Source organism: Agrococcus sp. Marseille-Q4369 (assembly GCF_018308945.1).
GTDB lineage: Bacteria > Actinomycetota > Actinomycetes > Actinomycetales > Microbacteriaceae > Agrococcus.
The window spans coordinates 696,063-715,437 of the sequence record NZ_CP070501.1 but is presented as its reverse complement, the minus strand read 5'-3'; the positions used below and the strand labels follow the sequence as shown (position 1 = coordinate 715,437).

The following is a 19,375-nucleotide window of genomic DNA, read 5'->3' as shown; positions in this document are numbered from 1 at the left end:
GGTGGGCAGTGCCCTCCAGCGTAGTCGCGCGCGCCCGGGCGCCCGGTGCACGCCCGAACCCGTCGAGGCCGCCCGGATACCATCGAGGCATGAGCACCGACGTCACGACCGAGCAGCCGACGAGCGTCCGCATGTGGTTCGACCCCACGTGCCCGTGGGCGTGGATGACGAGCCGCTGGCTCGGCGAGGTCGCCGACGTGCGGGGGTTCGACGTCGACTGGCAGGTCATGAGCCTCGCCGTGCTCAACGAGGGCCGCGACCTGCCGGAGGCGTACGCCGCGCGCATGCCGCGCTCGATGCGGCTCACGCGGCTCGTCACGGCGGCGCGCGCCGCGGGCGGCGACGCGACGGTCAAGGCGCTCTACGACGCGCTCGGCGAGCGCATCCACCACGAGCGCCGGGAGGACGACGACGCGATCATCGCCGAGGCGCTCGAGGCCGCCGGTCTCGACGCGGCGCTCGCGGAGGAGACCGACGAGCACGACGAGGCGCTGCGCGCGAGCCACCAGGCGGCGATCGACCTCGTCGGCGATGACGTCGGCACGCCGGTCATCGCGGTCGACGACGTCGCGTTCTTCGGGCCCGTCGTGAGCCCCGCGCCGACCGGCGAGGCGGCACTGCAGCTCTTCGACGGCATCGTCGCGGCGGCGTCGATCGACGGCTTCTTCGAGCTCAAGCGCTCGCGCACCCGCGGGCCCGTCTTCGCCACCGATCAGCAGGAGGCGTGATGCGCATCCACATCGCCACCGACCACGCCGGCTTCGAGATGTCGAAGCGGCTGGTCCAGCACCTGACCGACCGCGGCCACGAGTGCGTCGACCACGGGCCGACGGAGTACGACGCCGAGGACGACTACCCGGCGTTCTGCATCAACGCGGCCCGCGCGGTCGTGCGCGACCAGCGCGCGGGCGTCGAGGCGCTCGGCGTCGTCTTCGGCGGCTCGGGCAACGGCGAGCAGATGGCCGCCAACAAGGTCGAGGGCGTGCGCGCCGCGCTGGCGTGGAGCCTCCGCACCGCCGAGCTCGCGCGCGAGCACAACGACGCGAACGTCGTCGCGGTCGGCGCGCGCCAGCACGAGGAGGCCGGGATGCTCGAGATCATCGACGCCTTCATCGCGACGCCCTTCAGCGGTGCCGAGCGGCACGCTCGCCGCATCGCGCAGCTCGCCGAGTACGAGACGACGGGCGGCATCGCGGGCCACGAGATCCGCTGATGCCGGAGGGGCATTCCGTCCATCGCATCGCCCGCCAGTTCCGGGCGAACTTCGTCGGCCGCACAGCCGCCGTGTCGAGCCCGCAGGGCCGGTTCCAGGTCGGCGCGGCCGAGCTCGACGGGCGCGAGATCACGTCGTCCGACGCGATCGGCAAGCACCTGCTCGTCGGCTTCGACGGACCGACGCTGCACGTGCACCTCGGCATCTACGGCGCGTGGGACTTCGCGGGCGAGATCTCGGTCGACCCGACGATCCTCGCCGCAGACGGACGCATGGGCCAGACGGGGATGCGCGGGGCTGACACCGAGGGCGAGTCGGAGGACTCGATCCACTCGATCGGCGCGCCGAGGCTGACTCGGCTGCGCGCGGGGGAGCACGAGACCGCGACCGCGGTGACCGCCTTCCCGCCGGATCCGGTCGGGCAGGTGCGGGTGCGCATCCTCACCGACACCGCCGTCGCGGACCTGCGCGGTCCGACCGTGTGCGAGGTGCTCGACGACCGCCAGGTCGAGGCGCTCGCGCAGCGGCTCGGGCCCGACCCCGAGGCGCCGACCGAGTCGAAGCGCCGTGCGGAGGAGCGCTTCGTCGAGCGGGCGTCGAGGTCGAACCAGCCGATCGGGCAGCTGCTCATGGACCAGTCGGTCGTCGCCGGCATCGGCAACGTCTACCGCGCCGAGCTGCTCTTCCGCGCTGCGATCGATCCGCACCGGCCGGGCTCGCAGCTGACCGACGACGAGCTGCGCGGGCTCTGGCGCGACTGGGTGAAGCTGCTCCGCATCGGCGTCGAGACGGGGCAGATGCTGACGATCGACGGATTGCGGGGCGCGCGCCGGGCGGCGGCGCTCGCGAACCGGGCCGACCGGCACTGGGTCTACAAGCGCGAGGGGCTGCCGTGCCGCCGCTGCGGCACCGCGATCGCGCTCGAGACGATGCAGGGCCGCAAGCTCTACTGGTGCCCCGGCTGCCAGCTGTGACGCAGGCAGCCGCCGGGCGCTCGCCTCAGCGCCAGCGGTAGAGCGTCGCGCCGTCGATGCCCGACGCCGAGGGGCTCACGACCCACGAGCCGGTCGGGTCGTCCTCGCGCACCGCGACGATCACCTGGGCGGTCTCGCGATCGCCCGGCTGCATCTCCCACACGTAGCCGAGGTCGTCGGGAGCGGCGGCGGTCGAGGCGGAGTTCTGATCCGAGAACGGACCGCCGTCCGGCTGATAGGCGAACGTCATGTCGAACATCGGGTGCGTCGTGACGACGCCGACGTTCTCGATCTCCAGCTCGAGCACGACGAAGCGCTCGCCCGCGCGGGGCGAGGCGCCCGACTGGGCGGCGAGCGAGTCGGCGGGGTCGATCGAGCGCAGCGCCGTGATCTCCCACGTCGAGCCGCGGTCGGTGTGCACGACGACGGTGTCACCGTACGAGAACTCGCCCGGCGCGGTCGTCGGCACGGGCGGTTCGGTCGGTCCGTTCGTCGTCGGCGCCGGGCTCAAGTCGGTGAAGACGGGGGATGCGCTGGCCGGGATCGCGGGATCCTCCGGGACCGAGGCGGGGGCCGCGATGCACGCGGCGAGGGCGAGCGCGACCGTCGCGCCGGCGACGAGCGCGGCGCCCGCGCGGGCGGAGCCGCGCCGGGCGGGTCGGGTCACGAGCCTGGAGCGCACCCCGCAACGCTACCGGGCGCCGCTCGGACGGGCGCCGCTGCCACCTATGGATGTCGGGAGCGGGCACGTCGCCGTCGGCGCGCGTCGCGATCGCATCGGCCATCGAGACCGTCGCGTCAGGGCGTCAGGGCGTCAGGGCGTCAGGGCGTCGCGCGACGCGCGGTGATCAGCGTGCGGCGCCGGCGAGGTCGCAGGTGCAGTCGTTGAGGTGCGCCCATGGCGGGTCGCTCGCGGTGCACTTCGCCGGTTCATCGCTGGAGAGCTCCCAGATGTCGACCCCGTGGTCGAGGAACGCTGGTCCGGCGGGTTCGGGTTCGTCGAGGTAGATCTTGCCCGTGGGGCTGGTCCACTCGAGGACGCCTTGGTCGAGCTGCCGCACAGTCCAGGCGGTGGCGTGCTTCATCAGATGGTGCCGTCGGCACAGGTGAGCGAGGTTGTGGATGCTGGTGGGTCCGCCGTTGGCGTGGGCGATGGTGTGGTCGGCGTCGGCTCTGGAGACGCGGTTGGTGCAGCCGGGCCAGCGGCAGCGGCCGTCGCGGCGCTGCAGCCAGCGGCGCATGGCCCGGTTGGGCTTGTACGTGTCGACCGCGACCGGGACACCGGTGACCGGGTGGAGGAACAGCCGCTCCCAGGTGATCGTCTCGGACGCCAGCGCCCGGATGGTGGCGGCGTCGACGAGCGCGCCGCCCTCGAGGGCGCCGGAGAAGCGCAGCTGCGGCTCGTCGTCGTCGGTCTGCTTCAGCAGCTCGGTCGCCGGGATCGTGACCGTGATGGTGGCAGCGATGGGGTTGATGCCGTGCAGATCCTCCGGCACCTGGCCGGTGAGCAGCGTCTCCATGAGCGCGTCGAGCCGGTACTGGTCGAAGGTGCGCGGGTCGTCCTTCGGCTTGGCGCGGGCGGCGTCGGTCGCCCGGTTGAACGCGCCGTGGATCGTGACGGAGGGTCCGGACAGCGACAGCGTCGAGATCCCGTCGTCATGGTCGTCGACCCAGGCGCGGCGCTGCTCGACCGCCCGGTCGTGGCGGCGCTGGAGCGGCTCGGCCATGGCCCGGTCGACGATCCGCCTCGCGCGGGAGCGCAGCTGCGACGGGGTGACCCGCTCGGCGATCTCCACCAGCTCCGCCTCGACCTTGGCTCGATCCTCGGGGTCGACCGAGGGGTCGGTGCGGAGCGCCTCGGTGGCCTGCTCGATCGCGCGCAGGTGGGTGCCGGTGATGCGGCCAGCCTTGTGCGAGGCGTGCGCGGCGGGAAGGTCGGTGACGGTCGTCCAGGCGTCGACGAGCTTGCGCTCCATGACGCGATCCGACAGGCGCAGCTCCGCGGCGAGGATCGAGGCGCTCTCCTTGACGGCCATGCCGACGTCGCCGCCTGCGTCGCGCAGATGCTGGAGCTCGGCCGCGAGCACCTCGCGGTGCTCGGCCTCGAGCCGCGCCCGGCGCAGCTCGATCGCGCGGATGCGGCCGGCGAGCGCGTCCTGCCGCCGCACCGACTCCGGCCGCTCGGCCGCGGGCACGGTGCCCGGCAGCGGCGGCACCTCCATGCGGCCGGCGATGACCTCCTCGACCTCCGCGTCGCTCAGCAGCGCGAGCCGCGCGGACCAGTCGCGGTCGTAGGCGGCGAGCTCGTCCTCGAGCTCGTCGGCGGTGCGGCCGTGCGGGTCGATCGCGCCCGCCCGGATCGACGCGATGTACTCCTCCGCATCGACGCCCCACCACTCATCCATGACGGCATTCCACCACGAGCCACTGACACGCGAATGCGCGCGAGCAGAGCCTGTGGAGAACGTGTTCTGTCCGGTCAGGCGCCGACGAGGGTGCGCTTCGACACGCTCGGCGCGCTGCGCGCGCGGAGCGGCTCAGCGCGCGGAGGGAGGGGGCGCCCGGAGCGGCACAGCGACAAGGAGCGGAGCGGGCGACGGGAATCGAACCCGCGTAATCAGTTTGGAAGACTGAGGCTCTACCATTGAGCTACGCCCGCGCGCCCCGAGCGCGACGCGCGATCGGGACGCGACGAATCTACCGCATCCGCCCTCTCCGTCCGTGCGACGTCCGCGCCTCCCTCGCCCGGCTACGCTCGAGACCGTGCAGCGAAGCATCCCTGACGACTTCATCCTCGGCGCCGCGACGGCGGCCTTCCAGATCGAGGGCGCCGCCTTCGAGGACGGGCGCACCGCGAGCATCTGGGACGCGTTCGCGCGCGTGCCGGGCGCGGTGATCGACGGCCACAACGGCGACGTCGCGTGCGACCACTATCACCGCATGCCCGACGACGTCGCGCTCATGCGAGACCTCGGCCTGCAGGTCTACCGCTTCTCGACGAGCTGGGCCCGCGTGCGCCCCGACGGCGGCGAGCCCAACGCGAAGGGCATCGACTTCTACTCGCGGCTCGTCGACGAGCTGCTCGCGGCCGACATCATGCCGTGGCTCACGCTCTACCACTGGGACCTGCCGCAGGCGCTCGAGGAGCAGGGCGGGTGGACGAGCCGCGACACCGCGCACCGCTTCGTCGACTACGCGCTCACGGTGCACGACGCGCTCGGCGACCGGGTGCAGAACTGGACGACGCTCAACGAGCCGTGGTGCTCGTCGTTCCTCTCCTACACCGCCGGCGCGCACGCGCCCGGGCGGCAGAGCGTCGAGGCGGGCCTCCAGGCCGGCCACCACCTGCTGCTCGCCCACGGCATGGCGGTCGGCGCGCTGCGCGAGGCGGGGGCCGAGCGCGTCGGCATCACCCTCAACTTCCAGCCCGCCGAGCCGGTCGACCCGAAGAGCGCTTCCGACCTGGAGGCCGCGCGGCGCCTCAACGACCAGTACAACCGCTTCTTCGTGCACCCGATCATGACGGGCGAGTACCCCGAGTCGCTCGTGCGCGACGTCGGCCCGCTCGGCCTCGATGCCGTCGTGCAGGCGGGCGACCTGGAGATCATCGCCGCGCCGATCGACGTGCTCGGCGTGAACTACTACCACGACGACGCCGTCTCGTACGAGACGCCCGAGGCGCCGGTCGTCAACGACGCACCGACCGATCGCCCGATCGCGAGCCCGTACCCCGCCGCCGAGGGCGTGCAGGCGCATCCGCGGGGCGTGCCGACGACCAACATGGGCTGGGAGGTCAACCCCTCCGGCCTCACGAAGCTCCTCCGCCACCTGCACGACGAGTACACGGGAGCGAAGGGCGTCGAGCTGTGGGTCACCGAGAACGGCGCGGCCTACGACGACGAGGTCGTCACGGATGCGTCGACGGGCGAAGCGCGCATCCACGATGCCGAGCGCACCGACTTCCTCCGCTCGCACGTCGGCGCCGTGCTCGACGCGGTCGACGCGGGCGTGCCGGTCAAGGGCTTCATGTACTGGTCGCTCATGGACAACTTCGAGTGGGCGTGGGGCTACCACAAGCGCTTCGGCATCGTGCGGGTCGACTACGAGACGCAGGAGCGCACCGTGAAGGACTCGGGGCGCGAGCTCTCGCGGATGATCCGCGAGCGGACGCTCTAGCTCGCCGTCGCGGGGGCGGCGCCGCGCGTGCGGATCGCGCGCCGCTTCGCGAGCGCTCGGGCGACGACGGCGGTCGCCGTGCCCGTGAGGATGCCCGGCGCGTAGAGGATGCTCCACAGCGGATCTCCGCTGCTGAAGACGAGGACCGCGAGCAGGCCGCCGATCGCCCCGAGCGCGCCGAACGCTGCGAGGTGCACCCATTCCGCCGCGACGCGTCGCAGCGCGGCGGCCGCGGCGATGGCCGCAGGGACGCCGTAGAGGGTCAGCGCGGGCAAGCCGATCAAGGCGCCGTAGGCGAGCGCGACGACGAGCCCCTCGGCGACGAGCACGAGCCCCGAGATGAGCGAGCCCGCGAGCACCCCGCCGATGCCGACGACCCAGCCGAAGACGATGTCGCCTGCGGTGAACTCGTTCGCCGCCGGGTCGCGCCAGCCGTACCGCGCACGCAGCGGCTCGTCGACCTCGGGCTCCATCACGACGCCAGCATGCCGCACCGGCAATCGACGTTCGAGCGGTCCGCCGCGGACCGGTTCATCGCACCGGCTCGAGCGCGATGAGGAGCGAGAGCACCGCGAGCACCGCCGCGACCGGCACCATCGTCCACCGCTCCGGTCTGCTGCGGGAGATCGCGTTCATGGCGATGCCCAGCGCGAAGTAGGCGACGACGACCCACATCGCGACGCTCGCCGCGGCGTCGGGCAGGAGGTCGAGCGCTCCGACGCGGTTCCACGCGAGGACTCCGATGCCCGCGTAGATCAGGATCGCGATGCCGCTGCCGACGCGAAGCCGCGCGGGCAGCACGCGATGCTGCCCGCCCCACGCGAGGCGGCCGAGCGGCGCCCCGAGCGCGAGCGCGAGCTGGAAGACGGCAAGCAGGACGAGGACGGCGGTGAGCACGACGGCGGGGAGCACGTCGACACGATAGCCGGGGCGGGCGCCCGTGGTCGGATCGGTGGATGCGCCCACGCGGTTAGGATCGGTGACTGTACGGGAGCGATCCCTACGGGGCGTAGCTCAGCTTGGCTAGAGCGCCCGCTTTGGGGGCGGGAGGTCGCAGGTTCGAATCCTGTCGCCCCGACGTGCGAGCGAGCGAGACAGCGGCATCGTCGCGAAGGACCCTGCTCGTCGGCTGCGGCAAGCTCGGCACGCGGCTCGGCCTGCGGCTCGTCGCCGCCGGCGGCGAGGTGCTCGCGCTGCGCCGCGACACGACCGAGCTGCCGGATGCCTTCGCGCGGCTCTCGGCCGACCTCAGCGCACCGGTGCCCCGGATGCTCATCCCCGCGGTCGACGACGTGGTGATCACGCTGCCGCCCGGCGACCACGACGGCCCGGTGCCGGCGTACGTGCGGTCGCTCCGGCACCTCGCCGATGCGCTGCCGGTCGTGCCGCGCCGCGTCGTGCTCGTCTCGTCGACGCGAGTGCTCGAGGGCCGCGCCGGTCCGATGCCGCTCACGGAAGCGGACGAGCCGGCGCCGGCCTCCGCTCGCGCCGCGGCGCTGCTCGACGGCGAGCGGCTCGCGATCGATCGCCTCGACGCGCTCGTCGTGCGCCCCGCGGGCATCTACGGCCCTGGCCGCGACATGCTCGTGCGCAAGGTGCGCGACGGGTCACCCGTGCAGTACGCGCGGCGCACCAACCGCATCCACGAGACGGATCTCGTGCGCTCGCTCGAGGCGATGCTCGGCGAGCCAGAGCCGCCGCGCCTCCTGCACGCCGTCGACGCTCGCCCCGCGCCGCTCGGCGAGGTCGTCAGCTGGATCGCGGAGGCCCTCGGCGTGCCGCCGCCACCTCGGATCGAGCCGGCGGCGCCGAGCGGCACCGTGCTGCGGGGCGATCGCCTCATTGCGCTGCTCGGTCGGCTGCGCTACCCGTCCTTCGAGGACGGCTACCGCGCCCTGCTCGAGCAGGCGATCGTCGCCGGCGCGGCGCGCGGAGGACCGCCCCTTGTCGCACGCGTCGCGCCGACATAAGGTCGCGGCGAGCGCGGCAGCGGACCGCGCCGGAGGTCGCGATGCCCGATCCGCGAGTCATCGAGTTCCATCGCCTGCACGAAGCGGGCACGTTCGTGATGCCCAACCCGTGGGATCTCGGCAGCGCCCGCATCCTCGAGCGGCTCGGCTTCCCCGCGCTCGCGACGACGAGCGCGGGCTTCGCCTGGTCGATCGCCGAGCAGGACTCGCGCGTCGCGCGCTCGATGAGGCGCTCGGCCATCTCCGCGCCCTCGCATCAGCCGTCGCCGTGCCGCTCAACGCCGACTTCCAGGGCGGCTTCGCCGACGATCCCGAGATCGTCGCCGCGCACATGGAGCTGGCCGCCTCGACCGGCGTCGCGGGCCTGTCGATCGAGGACTCGACCGGCGATGCCGAGCACCCGCTCTACGAGCACGCACTCGCCGTCGAGCGCGTCGCCGCGGCTCGAGCGGCGATCGAGCGCGGCGGGACCGGGGCGCTGCTGGCCGCGAGATCCGAGGGGTACGTCGTCGGGCATCCCGATCTCGACGACACGGTCCGTCGGCTCGTCGCGTACGCCGGCGCAGGCGCCGACTGCCTCTATGCGCCACGCATCTCCTCGCGCGACGAGGTCGCGGCGATCGTCGCGGCCGTCGCGCCGAAGCCCGTGAACCTGCTCGTGAATGCGCCGTTCGTCACCGTCGAGGAGGCGGCGGCGCTCGGCGTGCGCCGCATCAGCGTCGGCGGCACGCTCGCGCGCGGCGTGGGGCGGGTGGCTCGGCGCCGCCCGCGAGATCGCCGAGCGTGGCACGTTCACGGCCTTCCAGGGGCTGCCGGATGTCGAGGGCCTGCTCGCCGACGGATGACCGACGCGAGCGCGTCGCGTCAAGCGATCGCGATGCCCGAGAAGCACGTGACCGTCGCGCCGCCCACCCAGACGGTGCCGTCCGCATCCGCCTCGATCGCGATCGAGCCGGCGCGTCCGAGCCGGCGGCCCTGCGAGACGGAGTAGGAGCGCTCGGCCGCGCCGGTGCTCGTGAGCCACTGCGCGACCGAGGCGTTCTGGCTGCCGCACACGGGATCCTCGGCGACGCCGATCGCAGGTGCGAACGAGCGCAGCTCGAAGGCGTGCTCCGAGCCCGGCGGGTAGGCGCCGATGGCACCGACCATCGCGTCGGGGATGCGCGAGAGGTCGGGCTCGAGGTCGAGCACCTCCTGGGCCGAGCCGAGCTGCAGCACGCACCAGCCCGGCCCGTTGTCGACCCACTGGTGCGCGACGACCCGCTCCGGCGGGATGCTGAACGCCTCGACGATGCGCGCGAGGTGCTCCGGATCGAGCCCGCCCGTGCGACGCATCGGGGGAGCGGCGAACGCGAGCGCGTCGCCCTGCCGGACCTCGACGAGGCCAGCCTCGCACTCCTGCACGATGCGGTCGTCGCGCTGAGGAACGCCGCCGTGCTCGAGCCACGCGTGCGCGGAGCCGAGCGTCGGGTGCCCCGCGAAGGGCAGCTCGCCGCCCGGCGTGAAGATGCGCAGGCGGTAGTCGGCCTCCGGAGTCGTCGGCGGCAGCACGAACGTCGTCTCCGACAGGTTCGTCCAGCGGGCGATGCGCTGCATTGCCGCGTCGTCGATGCCCTCGGCATCGAGCACGACGGCGACGGGATTGCCGAGGTAGGGCTCGGCCCCGAAGACGTCGACCTGGGCGAAGCGGCACTGGCGGGTCATGCTCTCTCCTTCATCGGATGTCGTCGGATGCGTCGGCTCACTCCTCGATCGCGCCGCCCGCGTCGCGGAGGTGCTCGCGGAAGCCGATGCCGCGGTCGCGGCGGGCGTCGAGGTAGTCGCGGAACCGCACCTGCTCGCGCAGGCTCGAGCCGGCGCGCATGGCGGCGGCCTGGCGGCGCTCCGTGTCGCGGATGCTCGCGGCGGCCTCAGCGACGTCGCTCGCGCGCGCGAGCGGCACGAGGATCGCGCCGTCGTCGTCGGCGAGCACGAGGTCGTCGCGCGTCACCGCGTGCTCGCCGAGCCGGGCGACCTCGAGCGCGTCGGGCCGCTGCGGTTCGACGCTCGCCGGACCGCTCGGCGAGGTGCCGAGGCTCAGCACGGGCAGGCCGACCTCGCGCAGCTCGCGGGTGTCGCGGTGCAGCCCCCAGATGACGATGCCGGCGAGGCCGGCGCGCGCCGCCTCGAGCGCGACGAGGTCGCCGACGCACGCGCGGTCTGCGCGGCCGCCGTCGTCGACGACGAGCACGTCGCCGGGCACCGCGTGCTCGAGCGCCTCGAGGAAGACGTCGACGCTGCCGCTGTGCTGCGCGGGGAGCGCGCGTCCGACGACGTGCGCGCCGGGCAGCACGGGGCGCAGACCGCTCGGCGCGCACCGCGCCGGCACGCCCGCGCGCATGCACGCATCCGCGACGTGGGCCGTGGAGAGGTCGCGGTAGATCGCCTGGAGCTCCTGCATGGTCTCTCCTCCGTCTCGCTCAGCGTGCCTCGTCCTCGGTGGCCACCCACACGAGCGGGTGGTGGCAGTGATCGCACAGCACGTACCCATCCTCCTCGATGACCTCGTGCCCGTGGCGCTCGCAGTCGGACTCGAGCTGCGCCCAGCGCAGGTCGGCGAGCATCGTGCGGCGGTGCAGCGGCCAGCGCCAGGGGGTGAGCCCCAGCTCGGCGAGCTCGGCGTCGCTCCAGTCCTCCCGGTGGTGCGACGGCCATTCGCCGACCGGCGGCTCGCCGTGCCCGCCCTCGATCACGCACGGCCGCGTGCTCCGCGGCGGGCGGCGGCAGCGCAAGCAGACGCCCGCGGGCAGCTGCTCCTCCATCATCGACCTCCTCTGGGCTTCGGTCGGATGCGTCCCTACGGCCGCGCGCGCCCGCGGCGCTGGGCGGTCAGCACGATGGCGACGCCGGCGGCGGCCACGACGAGCCCGGCGACGCCGAGCGGCGTGACCGGCACGCCGAAGATCATCCACACCCACAGCATCGTCGTCGGCGGCGTGAGGTAGAGCATCGTGCTCACGAACGTCGCCCCGTGCGAGCGCGTCACCGTCACGTAGAGCACGTAGCCGCCGAGGCTCGAGAGCACGACGAGCCACAGCACCGCGAACCAGATGTCGACCGTCGCCGGGGGAGCGGCGTGCCCGCGCAGCAGCGCGACCGCCATGAAGACCGCGCCCGCGACGATCGAGTGCATCGTGAGCGTCTGCAGCAGGTCGTCGTGCATGTGCCAGCGGCGCTGCAGCACGGTGCCGGTGCCGAGGCACATGACCGCGGCGAGCGGGAGCGCGTAGGCCCACAGGGGCGCGCCGGTGCCGCCGAGCGCGCCCGAGACGACGAGCGCGACGCCACCGAGCCCGACCGCCATGCCGAGCCACATCCATCCGTTCGCCCGCTCGCCGAGGAAGCGGCCGGCGATCGTGGCGACGAGCATCGGCTGGAGGGCTGCGATGAGCGCCGCGGTGCCGCCGTCGACGCCCGCGCGCACGCCCTCGAAGATGAGGAGGAGGTACGCCGCCTGGTTGAGCACCGCGACCGTGCCCTGCCGCCGCCAGCTCGCGCGCCCCGGCCAGCGCCGGCGCAGCACGAGCATCGCCGCGACGAGGATGCCCGCGAGCACGACGAAGCGCCACGCGAGCACCGTGATCGGCTCGCCGCCCGCTCGAGCCGCGAGGTCGGAGCCGACGAAGCCCGAGCTCCACGTGACGATGAGCCCGACCGACGCGATGGTGATCGCGGCCGCGCCGAGGCGGCCCGCCCCCTGCGCCGCCACCTAGGTCTCGACGACGAGGATCGGGTCGCTCGTCGGCGCCTCAGAGCCACCCGCCGGCTCGACCGTCACGCCGATCGCGGTGCCGGCCGAGAGCTCGCCCTCGAGCAGGAACGCGCTCGAGGCGTCGAACACGCCCGCCGATCGGGCGCCGGCCTCGTCGATGAACCAGGCCTGGTAGGTCGAGCCCTCGGGCGCGGCCGGCAGGCCGTCGAAGAGGATCGCCGACTGGTCGCGCTCGGGCGACCAGACGACCGTCGCGACGCCGCCGTCGGCGAGCTCGACCTCGCTCCGCTGCGCGTCGGACGCCGCGATGAGGGCGCCGAGCGCCTCCTGTCGCGAGTCGCCGCCGAGCTGGGTACCGATCGCGACGCCGCCGAGCAGCAGCGCCGACCCCGCCGCGACCGCACCGAGCACGCGCGCGGGCCGCCAGCGCGCTCGCGCGCGGCGCTCGGCAGGGCCGACCGGGCCGACAGCGGCGGCGGATGCGCGCGGCTCGTCGGCGCGAGCGGCGGCGGATGCGTCCGGTGGCGAGAGTGCGGACGGCGCGGCGTGCCGCGGCTCGAGCGCGATCGCGTCGAGCACGCTCGCGCGCAGGCTCGGCGGCGGCGCGACCTCGTCGGCCGCGAGCAGCGCCGCGGTGTCGGCGAGCTGCCGCGCCTCCTCGAGCGCCTCGGGCGACGCCTCGGCCTCGAAGCGCGCGCGCTCGGCAGGCTCGAGCGCGTCGAGCGCGTAGGCGGCCGCCAGCTCGTCGACGGGCCGGGACTCGTCGGTCATGTCGTCACCCCCAGGATCCCGCGGAGGCGCTGCATGCCGTCGCGGAGCCTCGTCTTCACCGTGCCGAGCGGCGCGCCGATGCGGTCGGCGATCTCCGTCTGCGTGAGCCCCTCGAAGTACGCGAGCTCGATCGCCTCGCGGTGCGAGTCGCTCAGGTCGCCGAGCGCTCGCCGCGCCCTGGCCGCGTCGAGCGAGATCTCGGCCTGCTCGGCGACGGTGTCGACCGGCACCGCCGTGTCGCGCACGCCGATCCGCTCGTCGCGATCGCGCTGCGACTGCGAGGAGCGCACGCGGTCGACGGCGCGCGCGTGCGCGATCTGCAGCAGCCACGACATCGCGGCCCCGCGGCTCGGGTCGAAGCGCTTCGCCTGCCGCCACGCCTCGAGGTAGACCTCCTGCGCGACCTCCTCCGACTGCGCGCGATCCACGAGGATGCGCAGCACGAGCCCGAAGACCCTCGCGGCCGTCGCGTCGTAGAGCTCAGCGAACGCCCGCTCGTCGCCCTCCGCCGCGCGCACGAGGCACTGCTCGAGCGAGGTCTCCACTCGCCCGAGTATTGCAGGCTGCCACCGGGCGGCCGCTCGGGGCTGGGCGAGCGCGGTCATGCTCGGGATTCGTCACGGGCGAACGGGCGGATTGGCCCGATAGCGGGGGAGGGCCGTTACACTCGGACGATGGTCCGCCCGCAAGCGGTGGATCTCGCGTGCCTACGCACCGCTGGCCCTCGTGCCGCACAACCACCAACCTCAGGAGACCACCCCGTGAAGACCACGGTCGAGAAGATCGAGAACACGCGCACCAAGCTGACCATCGCGGTCGAGCCCGAGGAGCTGCGCCCCGCGATCGACAGCGCCTACAAGGCCGTCGCCGAGCAGATCAGCGTCCCCGGCTTCCGCAAGGGCAAGGTCCCCGCGGCGATCATCGACCAGCGCATCGGGCGCGAGGAGATCCTCAACCAGGCCGTCTCCGAGTCGATCGACGAGTTCTACCGCCAGGGTGTCGCCGAGGCCGGCATCCGCCCGCTCGGCCGTCCCCAGGCCGACGTCACCGCGTGGCCCGAGCTGGGGGACTTCTCGGGCGACCTCGTGCTCGAGATCGAGGTCGACGTGCGCCCCGAGTTCGACCTCCCCGAGGTCGACGGCCGCACGATCACGGTCGACGCCATCGAGATCGGCGACGACGCCGTGCAGGAGGAGCTCGACGCGCTGCGCAGCCGCTTCGGCACGCTCGTCACGGTCGACCGCCCGGCCGCGAAGGGCGACTTCGTCACCCTCGACCTGACCGCGACGATCGACGGCGAGGTCGTCGACACCGCCAACGGCATCTCCTACGAGGTCGGCTCGGGCGAGCTCATCGACGGCATCGACGAGGCCGTCGACTCGCTCACCGCCGGTGAGGAGACCACCTTCACCTCGAAGCTCGTCGGCGGCGACCACGCCGGCAAGGACGCCGAGGTCACCGTCACCGTCGACGCGGTCAAGGAGCGCGAGCTGCCCGAGGCCGACGACGACTTCGCCCAGATGGCGAGCGCGTTCGACACGATCGACGAGCTCAAGGCCGACCTCAAGGAGCAGGCCGCCCGCAGTCGCCGCATGGGCCAGGCCGAGCAGGCGCGCCAGCGCCTGCAGGAGGAGCTCGTCGAGGCCGTCGAGATCGAGGTCCCCTCGGCCGTCGTCGAGGACGAGGTCACGCGCCACCTCGAGGCCGAGAACCGCGCCGACGACACCGAGCACGGCGAGGAGGTGCGCCAGGAGACGCGCAAGCTCCTCAAGCAGCAGATGCTGTTCGACCGCTTCGCCGAGGACGCGAACCTGCAGGTCACGCAGCAGGAGCTGACGCAGATCATCGTGCAGCAGGCCGCGCAGTACGGCATGGCGCCGCAGGAGCTCGTGCAGGCGCTCGAGGCCAACGGCCAGCTGCCCGTGCTGCTCGGCGACATCCTGCGCGGCAAGACGCTCTCGACGCTGCTCGGGCGCGTGTCGGTCGTCGACGACAAGGGCGAGGCCGTCGACCTCTCCGACTTCCTGCCGCCGGCCGACGAGGTCGACGAGGACGACGTCGAGGGCGCGATCCGCGAGGCCGAGGCGAAGCTCGCGGCGCAGCACCAGGAGGACTGAGCACCGCAAGAGGGCCGGCGCGAGCCCGGCCCTCTCGCGTGCCTCCGCCTGCGGCGAACACGCGCAGGAGCGCCCTCCCGCTCACCTAGTGTGGAGAGCAACCGAGAGAAGGAGTCACCCGTGGCTGAACCCGTCCTCGCGCCGTCGGTCTTCGACCGGCTGCTGCGCGACCGCATCATCTGGCTCGGCCAGGAGGTGCGGGACGAGAACGCGAACGAGATCTGCGCGAAGATCCTGCTGCTCGCCGCAGAGGACCCGAACAAGGACATCTACCTCTACATCAACTCGCCCGGCGGCTCGATCACGGCCGGCATGGCGATCTACGACACGATGCAGTTCGTGCCCAACGACATCGTCACGGTCGGCATCGGCATGGCCGCCTCGATGGGCCAGCTGCTGCTCACCGCCGGCACCGCGGGCAAGCGCTACATCACGCCGAACGCGCGCGTGCTGCTGCACCAGCCGCACGGCGGCTTCGGCGGCACCTCGAGCGACATCCAGACGCAGGCGCAGCTCATCCTCGACATGAAGAAGCGCCTCGCCGAGATCACGGCGGAGCGCACGGGCAAGAGCGTCGAGCAGATCAACGCCGACGGCGACCGGGACCGCTGGTTCACGGCGCAGGAGGCGCTCGAGTACGGATTCGTCGACCACCTCCGCGCGTCGGCGAGCGACGTCACGGGCGGCGGCGGCACGGACCAGGACGGCACCGCTGACCAGGAGGGCGGCAACTGATGGAGACTCCCACGTTCCAGGCGGGCGGCAGCGCCCTCCAGGCGCCCGGCTCGCGCTACATCCTCCCGAGCTTCGAGGAGCGCACCGCCTACGGCTTCAAGCGCCAGGACCCCTACGCGAAGCTGTTCGAGGACCGCATCATCTTCCTCGGCGTGCAGGTCGACGACGCATCCGCCGACGACGTCATGGCGCAGCTGCTCGTGCTCGAGTCGCAGGACCCCGACCGCGACATCGTCATGTACATCAACTCGCCCGGCGGCTCGTTCACGGCCATGACGGCGATCTACGACACGATGCAGTACATCCGGCCCGCCGTGCAGACGGTGTGCCTCGGCCAGGCGGCCTCCGCCGCGGCCGTGCTGCTCGCGGCGGGCGAGCCCGGCAAGCGCCTCGCGCTGCCGAACGCCCGCATCCTCATCCACCAGCCCGCGACGTCCGACGCGGGCCGCGGTCAGGCATCCGACATCGAGATCCAGGCGCGCGAGGTGCTCCGCATGCGCGAGTGGCTCGAGGAGACCCTGTCGAAGCACTCGAACCACGACGTCGCTCGCGTCTCGAAGGACATCGAGCGCGACACGTTCCTCTCGGCGCAGGAGGCCCTCGAGTACGGCCTCATCGACCAGGTGCTCTCGAGCCGCAAGACGGCGCCGCAGCTGCTCGGCTGACGCTGCCACGACGACGGGCCGGCCTCCCTCGGGAGTGCCGGCCTTCGTCATGCGCGGGGGATGCGCGGGGTCACGCCTCGTCGCGCCGGCGGCGGTAGCCGCGGTTCACGGTGTAGGCGATGATCGCGAGCACGACGAGCAGCGCGAGCACGCCGATCGCGATGAACGGGAAGTCGCCGCCCTCGTCGCCCTCGACCGCGTCGCTCGGCGTCGCGTCGTCGGTCGCGATCGGACCGGGCGCCGCCTCGCCGGGATCGGCGGATGCCTCGGGCTCGGTCGTCGACGTCGACGCGGGCTCGGTCGCGTCGGGCGCGGCGGCACCGCAGATGGGGGCCGTCTCGGAGCCGGCCGTGCCAGCCTCGCCCTCGGCGGGCTCGAAGGAGAACGCCACCGTGCCGTCGACGGGGTGGCCGTCGGCCGAGACCACCTGGTAGGCGAGCGCGTAGTCGCCCGCCGCGCCGAGCCCGGCCGCGAGCGAGATCGTGTCGCCCTCGACGGCGACGCAGCCGTCGCCGTAGTAGCGGCCGTCCGCGTCGGTGAGCTGCAGCCGGTTCGCGGAGTCGGCGCCCTCGAGCGAGAGGATCTCCTCGTTCATCACGACGCTGAACGTGCCGGGCTGCTCGGTGACCGTGTCGCCGTCGCTCGGCGTCGAGCCGATCACGGCGGCGTGTGCGGGCAGGAGGATGACGGCCGCGAGCGCGGCGAGGGCGGCATGCATGCCTCCAGCCTATCGAGGGGCTCACGGGCCGCCCCCGCGCCGATCGGGCCGAATCCGGCGTGGTCGGCCCCCGTGTCGGCGGCCTGCTCTAGGCTCGTCACAGGGCGCGGCCCGCGCTCGCAGGCGATGAGGAGGGCGAGATGGCACGACTCGGAGAGAGCGGCGATCTGCTGAAGTGCTCCTTCTGCGGCAAGAGCCAGAAGCAGGTGCAGCAGCTCATCGCTGGCCCCGCGGTGTACATCTGCGACGAGTGCGTCGAGCTGTGCAACGAGATCATCGAGGAGCGCGCCGCCGAGGCCGGTGAGGGCACGCAGCCGGAGCGCTTCACCCTGCCGAAGCCGCGCGAGATCTTCGACTTCCTCGAGGAGTACGTCGTCGGCCAGCAGAGCGCGAAGCAGTCGCTCGCGGTCGCGGTCTACAACCACTACAAGCGCATCGGCGCCGCGAAGCAGCTCGAGTCGGCCGACACCGCCGGCGACGGCGTCGAGATCCAGAAGTCGAACATCCTCATGGTGGGGCCGACCGGCTGCGGCAAGTCCTACCTCGCGTCGACGCTCGCGAAGCAGCTCAACGTCCCGTTCGCCGTCGCCGACGCGACGTCGCTCACCGAGGCGGGCTACGTCGGCGAGGATGTCGAGAACATCCTGCTCAAGCTCATCCAGGCCGCCGACTTCGACGTCAAGCGCGCCGAGACCGGCATCATCTTCATCGACGAGATCGACAAGGTCGCGCGGAAGGCCGAGAACCCGTCGATCACGCGCGATGTCTCGGGCGAGGGCGTGCAGCAGGCGCTGCTGAAGATCATCGAGGGCACGGTCGCCTCGGTGCCACCGCAGGGCGGGCGCAAGCACCCGAACTCCGAGTTCATCCAGATCGACACGTCGAACGTGCTGTTCATCGTCGCGGGCGCCTTCGCCGGCCTCGAGGACATCATCGCGAACCGCTCGGGCAAGCGCGGCATCGGCTTCGGGGCCCCGGTCGCGTCGCTCAAGCCCGACCTCGACGTCTTCCAGGACGTGCTGCCGGAGGACCTCCACAAGTTCGGCCTCATCCCCGAGTTCATCGGCCGGCTCCCCGTCATCGCGACGGTGTCGCCGCTCGACCGCGCGGCGCTCGTGCAGATCCTCACCGAGCCGCGCAACGCGCTCGTGAAGCAGTACCAGCGCATGTTCGAGATCGACGGCGTCAAGCTCGACTTCGAGCCAGAGGCGCTCGAGGCGATCGCCGACCTCGCGGTCGAGCGGAAGACCGGTGCTCGTGGCCTCCGCGCGATCCTCGAGACCGTGCTCGCACCGGTGATGTTCGACGTGCCCTCGCGCGAGGGCGTCGAGCGAGTCATCGTGACGCGCGAGTCCGTCGCGGGCGGCGAGCCGCCCGTCGTGCTCACCGCCGACGACATCCAGGAGCTCTCCGCCTGACCGCGTTGCGGACGCACCGAAGGTAAGGCTAGCCTTACCTCGTGAACCGCACGGGACTGAGCGCGCTGCGCGCCGACGACGTCACGCTCGCACACGGGCGCGAGGCGATCGTGCACGCCGCGTCGATCGCGCTCGCCCCGGGTCGCGTGACGGCCCTCGTCGGCCCGAACGGCTCCGGCAAGTCGACGCTCCTGCGTGGCCTCACCGCGCTCCACCGGCCGAGCGAGGGGCGCGTGCTCTTCGCCGACGGTGCCGACGCCGCCGGTCTCGCCGAGCGCGAGCTCGCGCGCCGCATCGCGCTGCTCGCGCAGTCGCACCCCGATCCCTCGGGCGTGAGCGTGCGCGAGGTCGTCGCCTACGGCCGGTTCGCGCACCGCGGCCGGTTCCGCTCCGGCGACCCGCGAGGCGGCGAGGTGATCGAGCGCGCCATGGCCGCGACGGGCATCGACGCGCTCGCCGAGCACCCCGTCGCGCAGCTCTCCGGCGGCCAGCGGCAGCGCGTGTGGCTCGCGACGTGCCTCGCGCAGGAGACCGGCATCGTGCTCCTCGACGAGCCGACGACGTTCCTCGACGTGCGCTACCAGCGCGAGATCCTCGAGATCGTGCGCGACCTCGCCGACGACGGCGTGGCGGTCGGCATCGTGCTGCACGACCTCGAGCAGGCCGCCGAGGTCGCGGACGACGTCGTGCTGCTCGTGCACGGCCGCATCGTAGCCACCGGCAGTCCGGAGGAGGTGCTGACGGCCGAGCGCCTCAGCGCCGCCTACGAAGTGCCCATCGACGTCGAGCCCGACCCCTCGGGCTTGCGCATCCGGCCGCAGCGGCTCCGCCGCCGGACCCTCGTGTCGCGCGCCGCGTGACGCGCAC

21 protein-coding genes, 2 tRNA genes and 2 pseudogenes are annotated in these 19,375 nt (G+C 73.0%); 13 read left to right on the top strand and 12 right to left on the bottom strand.

Annotation, left to right across the window (positions count from 1 at the left end):
* Positions 1–89 precede the first annotated feature (89 nt).
* From JSQ78_RS03685 to JSQ78_RS03675, 3 genes are read left to right on the top strand one after another with little or no spacing between them, the layout of a single operon-like run.
* Positions 90–728, top strand: coding sequence for a mycothiol-dependent nitroreductase Rv2466c family protein (locus JSQ78_RS03685; protein WP_026372582.1), 639 nt, complete (start codon positions 90–92; stop codon positions 726–728).
* On the top strand, positions 728–1,213 hold the full coding sequence (locus tag JSQ78_RS03680; RefSeq protein ID WP_211449477.1) for a ribose-5-phosphate isomerase: 486 nt from the start codon (positions 728–730) through the stop codon (positions 1,211–1,213). Before JSQ78_RS03685 ends, JSQ78_RS03680 begins: the two co-directional genes overlap by 1 nt.
* The gene (locus JSQ78_RS03675; protein ID WP_211449475.1) at positions 1,213–2,187 is read left to right on the top strand and encodes an Fpg/Nei family DNA glycosylase; all 975 of its coding nucleotides are present in this window, start codon (positions 1,213–1,215) and stop codon (positions 2,185–2,187) included. Before JSQ78_RS03680 ends, JSQ78_RS03675 begins: the two co-directional genes overlap by 1 nt.
* A gap of 25 nt (positions 2,188–2,212) precedes the next feature.
* On the opposite strand, the gene JSQ78_RS03670 is transcribed toward JSQ78_RS03675, so the two are convergent.
* From JSQ78_RS03670 to JSQ78_RS03660, 3 genes are all read right to left on the bottom strand, one after another.
* Entirely contained in the window at positions 2,213–2,869 is a 657-nt protein-coding gene (locus JSQ78_RS03670; protein ID WP_211449473.1) for a hypothetical protein, read from the bottom strand.
* A gap of 166 nt (positions 2,870–3,035) precedes the next feature.
* Positions 3,036–4,592, bottom strand: a complete 1,557-nt coding sequence (locus JSQ78_RS03665) for an HNH endonuclease signature motif containing protein (protein WP_211449471.1) — start codon at positions 4,590–4,592, stop codon at positions 3,036–3,038.
* A gap of 183 nt (positions 4,593–4,775) precedes the next feature.
* Positions 4,776–4,846, bottom strand: a tRNA-Gly gene (locus tag JSQ78_RS03660).
* Between the two features lie 104 nt (positions 4,847–4,950).
* Between JSQ78_RS03660 and JSQ78_RS03655 the strand changes: the two genes are divergently transcribed.
* On the top strand, positions 4,951–6,363 hold the full coding sequence (locus JSQ78_RS03655) for a GH1 family beta-glucosidase (protein ID WP_211449469.1): 1,413 nt from the start codon (positions 4,951–4,953) through the stop codon (positions 6,361–6,363).
* Here the strand turns inward: JSQ78_RS03655 and JSQ78_RS03650 are convergent.
* Both JSQ78_RS03650 and JSQ78_RS03645 read right to left on the bottom strand, forming a co-directional pair.
* Positions 6,360–6,839 (bottom strand): hypothetical protein, encoded by a 480-nt coding sequence (locus JSQ78_RS03650; protein WP_211449468.1) that lies wholly within the window; start codon positions 6,837–6,839, stop codon positions 6,360–6,362. The two genes, JSQ78_RS03655 and JSQ78_RS03650, sit on opposite strands and share 4 nt — an antisense overlap.
* Before the next feature lie 55 nt (positions 6,840–6,894).
* A complete protein-coding gene (locus tag JSQ78_RS03645; RefSeq protein ID WP_211450495.1) occupies positions 6,895–7,275 on the bottom strand; it encodes a hypothetical protein in 381 nt (126 codons plus the stop codon).
* Between the two features lie 91 nt (positions 7,276–7,366).
* Here JSQ78_RS03645 and JSQ78_RS03640 point away from each other — a divergent pair.
* From JSQ78_RS03640 to JSQ78_RS14100, 4 genes and pseudogenes are all read left to right on the top strand, one after another.
* A tRNA-Pro gene (locus JSQ78_RS03640) sits at positions 7,367–7,441 on the top strand.
* A gap of 1 nt (position 7,442) precedes the next feature.
* The gene (locus JSQ78_RS03635) at positions 7,443–8,333 is read left to right on the top strand and encodes a Rossmann-fold NAD(P)-binding domain-containing protein (protein WP_211449466.1); all 891 of its coding nucleotides are present in this window, start codon (positions 7,443–7,445) and stop codon (positions 8,331–8,333) included.
* A 41-nt stretch (positions 8,334–8,374) separates the two neighbouring features.
* A pseudogene (locus tag JSQ78_RS14105) lies at positions 8,375–8,512 on the top strand (isocitrate lyase/phosphoenolpyruvate mutase family protein); the annotation flags it as partial.
* A gap of 89 nt (positions 8,513–8,601) precedes the next feature.
* Positions 8,602–9,015 (top strand): annotated as a pseudogene (locus JSQ78_RS14100) (isocitrate lyase/phosphoenolpyruvate mutase family protein); the annotation flags it as partial.
* 182 nt (positions 9,016–9,197) lie between these two features.
* On the opposite strand, the gene JSQ78_RS03625 reads toward JSQ78_RS14100, so the two are convergent.
* Genes JSQ78_RS03625 through sigK form a run of 6 tightly spaced genes read right to left on the bottom strand, consistent with a single transcriptional unit; the run spans position 9,198 to position 13,400 of the window.
* Positions 9,198–10,037 (bottom strand): PhzF family phenazine biosynthesis protein, encoded by an 840-nt coding sequence (locus JSQ78_RS03625; protein WP_211449464.1) that lies wholly within the window; start codon positions 10,035–10,037, stop codon positions 9,198–9,200.
* A gap of 37 nt (positions 10,038–10,074) precedes the next feature.
* The gene (locus JSQ78_RS03620) at positions 10,075–10,773 is read right to left on the bottom strand and encodes an RraA family protein (RefSeq protein ID WP_211449462.1); all 699 of its coding nucleotides are present in this window, start codon (positions 10,771–10,773) and stop codon (positions 10,075–10,077) included.
* Between the two features lie 19 nt (positions 10,774–10,792).
* Positions 10,793–11,134 carry a hypothetical protein gene (locus tag JSQ78_RS03615; protein WP_211449461.1) on the bottom strand — a complete coding sequence of 114 codons (342 nt, stop codon included), beginning with the start codon at positions 11,132–11,134 and terminating at the stop codon, positions 10,793–10,795.
* 35 nt (positions 11,135–11,169) lie between these two features.
* Complete coding sequence (locus JSQ78_RS03610; RefSeq protein WP_211449459.1) at positions 11,170–12,081, bottom strand: DMT family transporter; 912 nt, start codon at positions 12,079–12,081, stop codon at positions 11,170–11,172.
* The gene (locus tag JSQ78_RS03605) at positions 12,082–12,855 is read right to left on the bottom strand and encodes an anti-sigma factor (RefSeq protein ID WP_211449457.1); all 774 of its coding nucleotides are present in this window, start codon (positions 12,853–12,855) and stop codon (positions 12,082–12,084) included.
* Entirely contained in the window at positions 12,852–13,400 is a 549-nt protein-coding gene (gene sigK / locus JSQ78_RS03600) for an ECF RNA polymerase sigma factor SigK (protein ID WP_249295876.1), read from the bottom strand. The genes JSQ78_RS03605 and sigK overlap by 4 nt, the downstream gene beginning before the upstream one ends.
* Before the next feature lie 216 nt (positions 13,401–13,616).
* On the opposite strand from sigK, the gene tig reads away from it, so the two are divergent.
* The 3 genes from tig (at position 13,617) to JSQ78_RS03585 (ending at position 16,372) form a co-directional block, all read left to right on the top strand.
* A complete protein-coding gene (gene tig, locus JSQ78_RS03595) occupies positions 13,617–14,972 on the top strand; it encodes a trigger factor (protein ID WP_211449453.1) in 1,356 nt (451 codons plus the stop codon).
* A 120-nt stretch (positions 14,973–15,092) separates the two neighbouring features.
* Positions 15,093–15,707: an ATP-dependent Clp protease proteolytic subunit gene (locus JSQ78_RS03590; protein WP_211449452.1), complete on the top strand. Its 615-nt coding sequence runs from the start codon at positions 15,093–15,095 to the stop codon at positions 15,705–15,707.
* Entirely contained in the window at positions 15,707–16,372 is a 666-nt protein-coding gene (locus JSQ78_RS03585; protein WP_211449450.1) for an ATP-dependent Clp protease proteolytic subunit, read from the top strand. Before JSQ78_RS03590 ends, JSQ78_RS03585 begins: the two co-directional genes overlap by 1 nt.
* Positions 16,373–16,442: 70 nt before the next feature.
* Here the strand turns inward: JSQ78_RS03585 and JSQ78_RS03580 are convergent, their stop codons facing one another.
* Complete coding sequence (locus JSQ78_RS03580; protein ID WP_211449448.1) at positions 16,443–17,090, bottom strand: copper resistance CopC family protein; 648 nt, start codon at positions 17,088–17,090, stop codon at positions 16,443–16,445.
* Positions 17,091–17,230: 140 nt separating this feature from the next.
* Here JSQ78_RS03580 and clpX point away from each other — a divergent pair, with 140 nt between their 5' ends.
* Together clpX and JSQ78_RS03570 are read left to right on the top strand one after the other, a co-directional pair.
* Positions 17,231–18,508 (top strand): ATP-dependent Clp protease ATP-binding subunit ClpX, encoded by a 1,278-nt coding sequence (gene clpX, locus JSQ78_RS03575; protein WP_211449447.1) that lies wholly within the window; start codon positions 17,231–17,233, stop codon positions 18,506–18,508.
* A gap of 41 nt (positions 18,509–18,549) precedes the next feature.
* Positions 18,550–19,368 (top strand): ABC transporter ATP-binding protein, encoded by an 819-nt coding sequence (locus JSQ78_RS03570; protein ID WP_211449445.1) that lies wholly within the window; start codon positions 18,550–18,552, stop codon positions 19,366–19,368.
* The last annotated feature ends 7 nt before the right edge of the window (positions 19,369–19,375 follow it).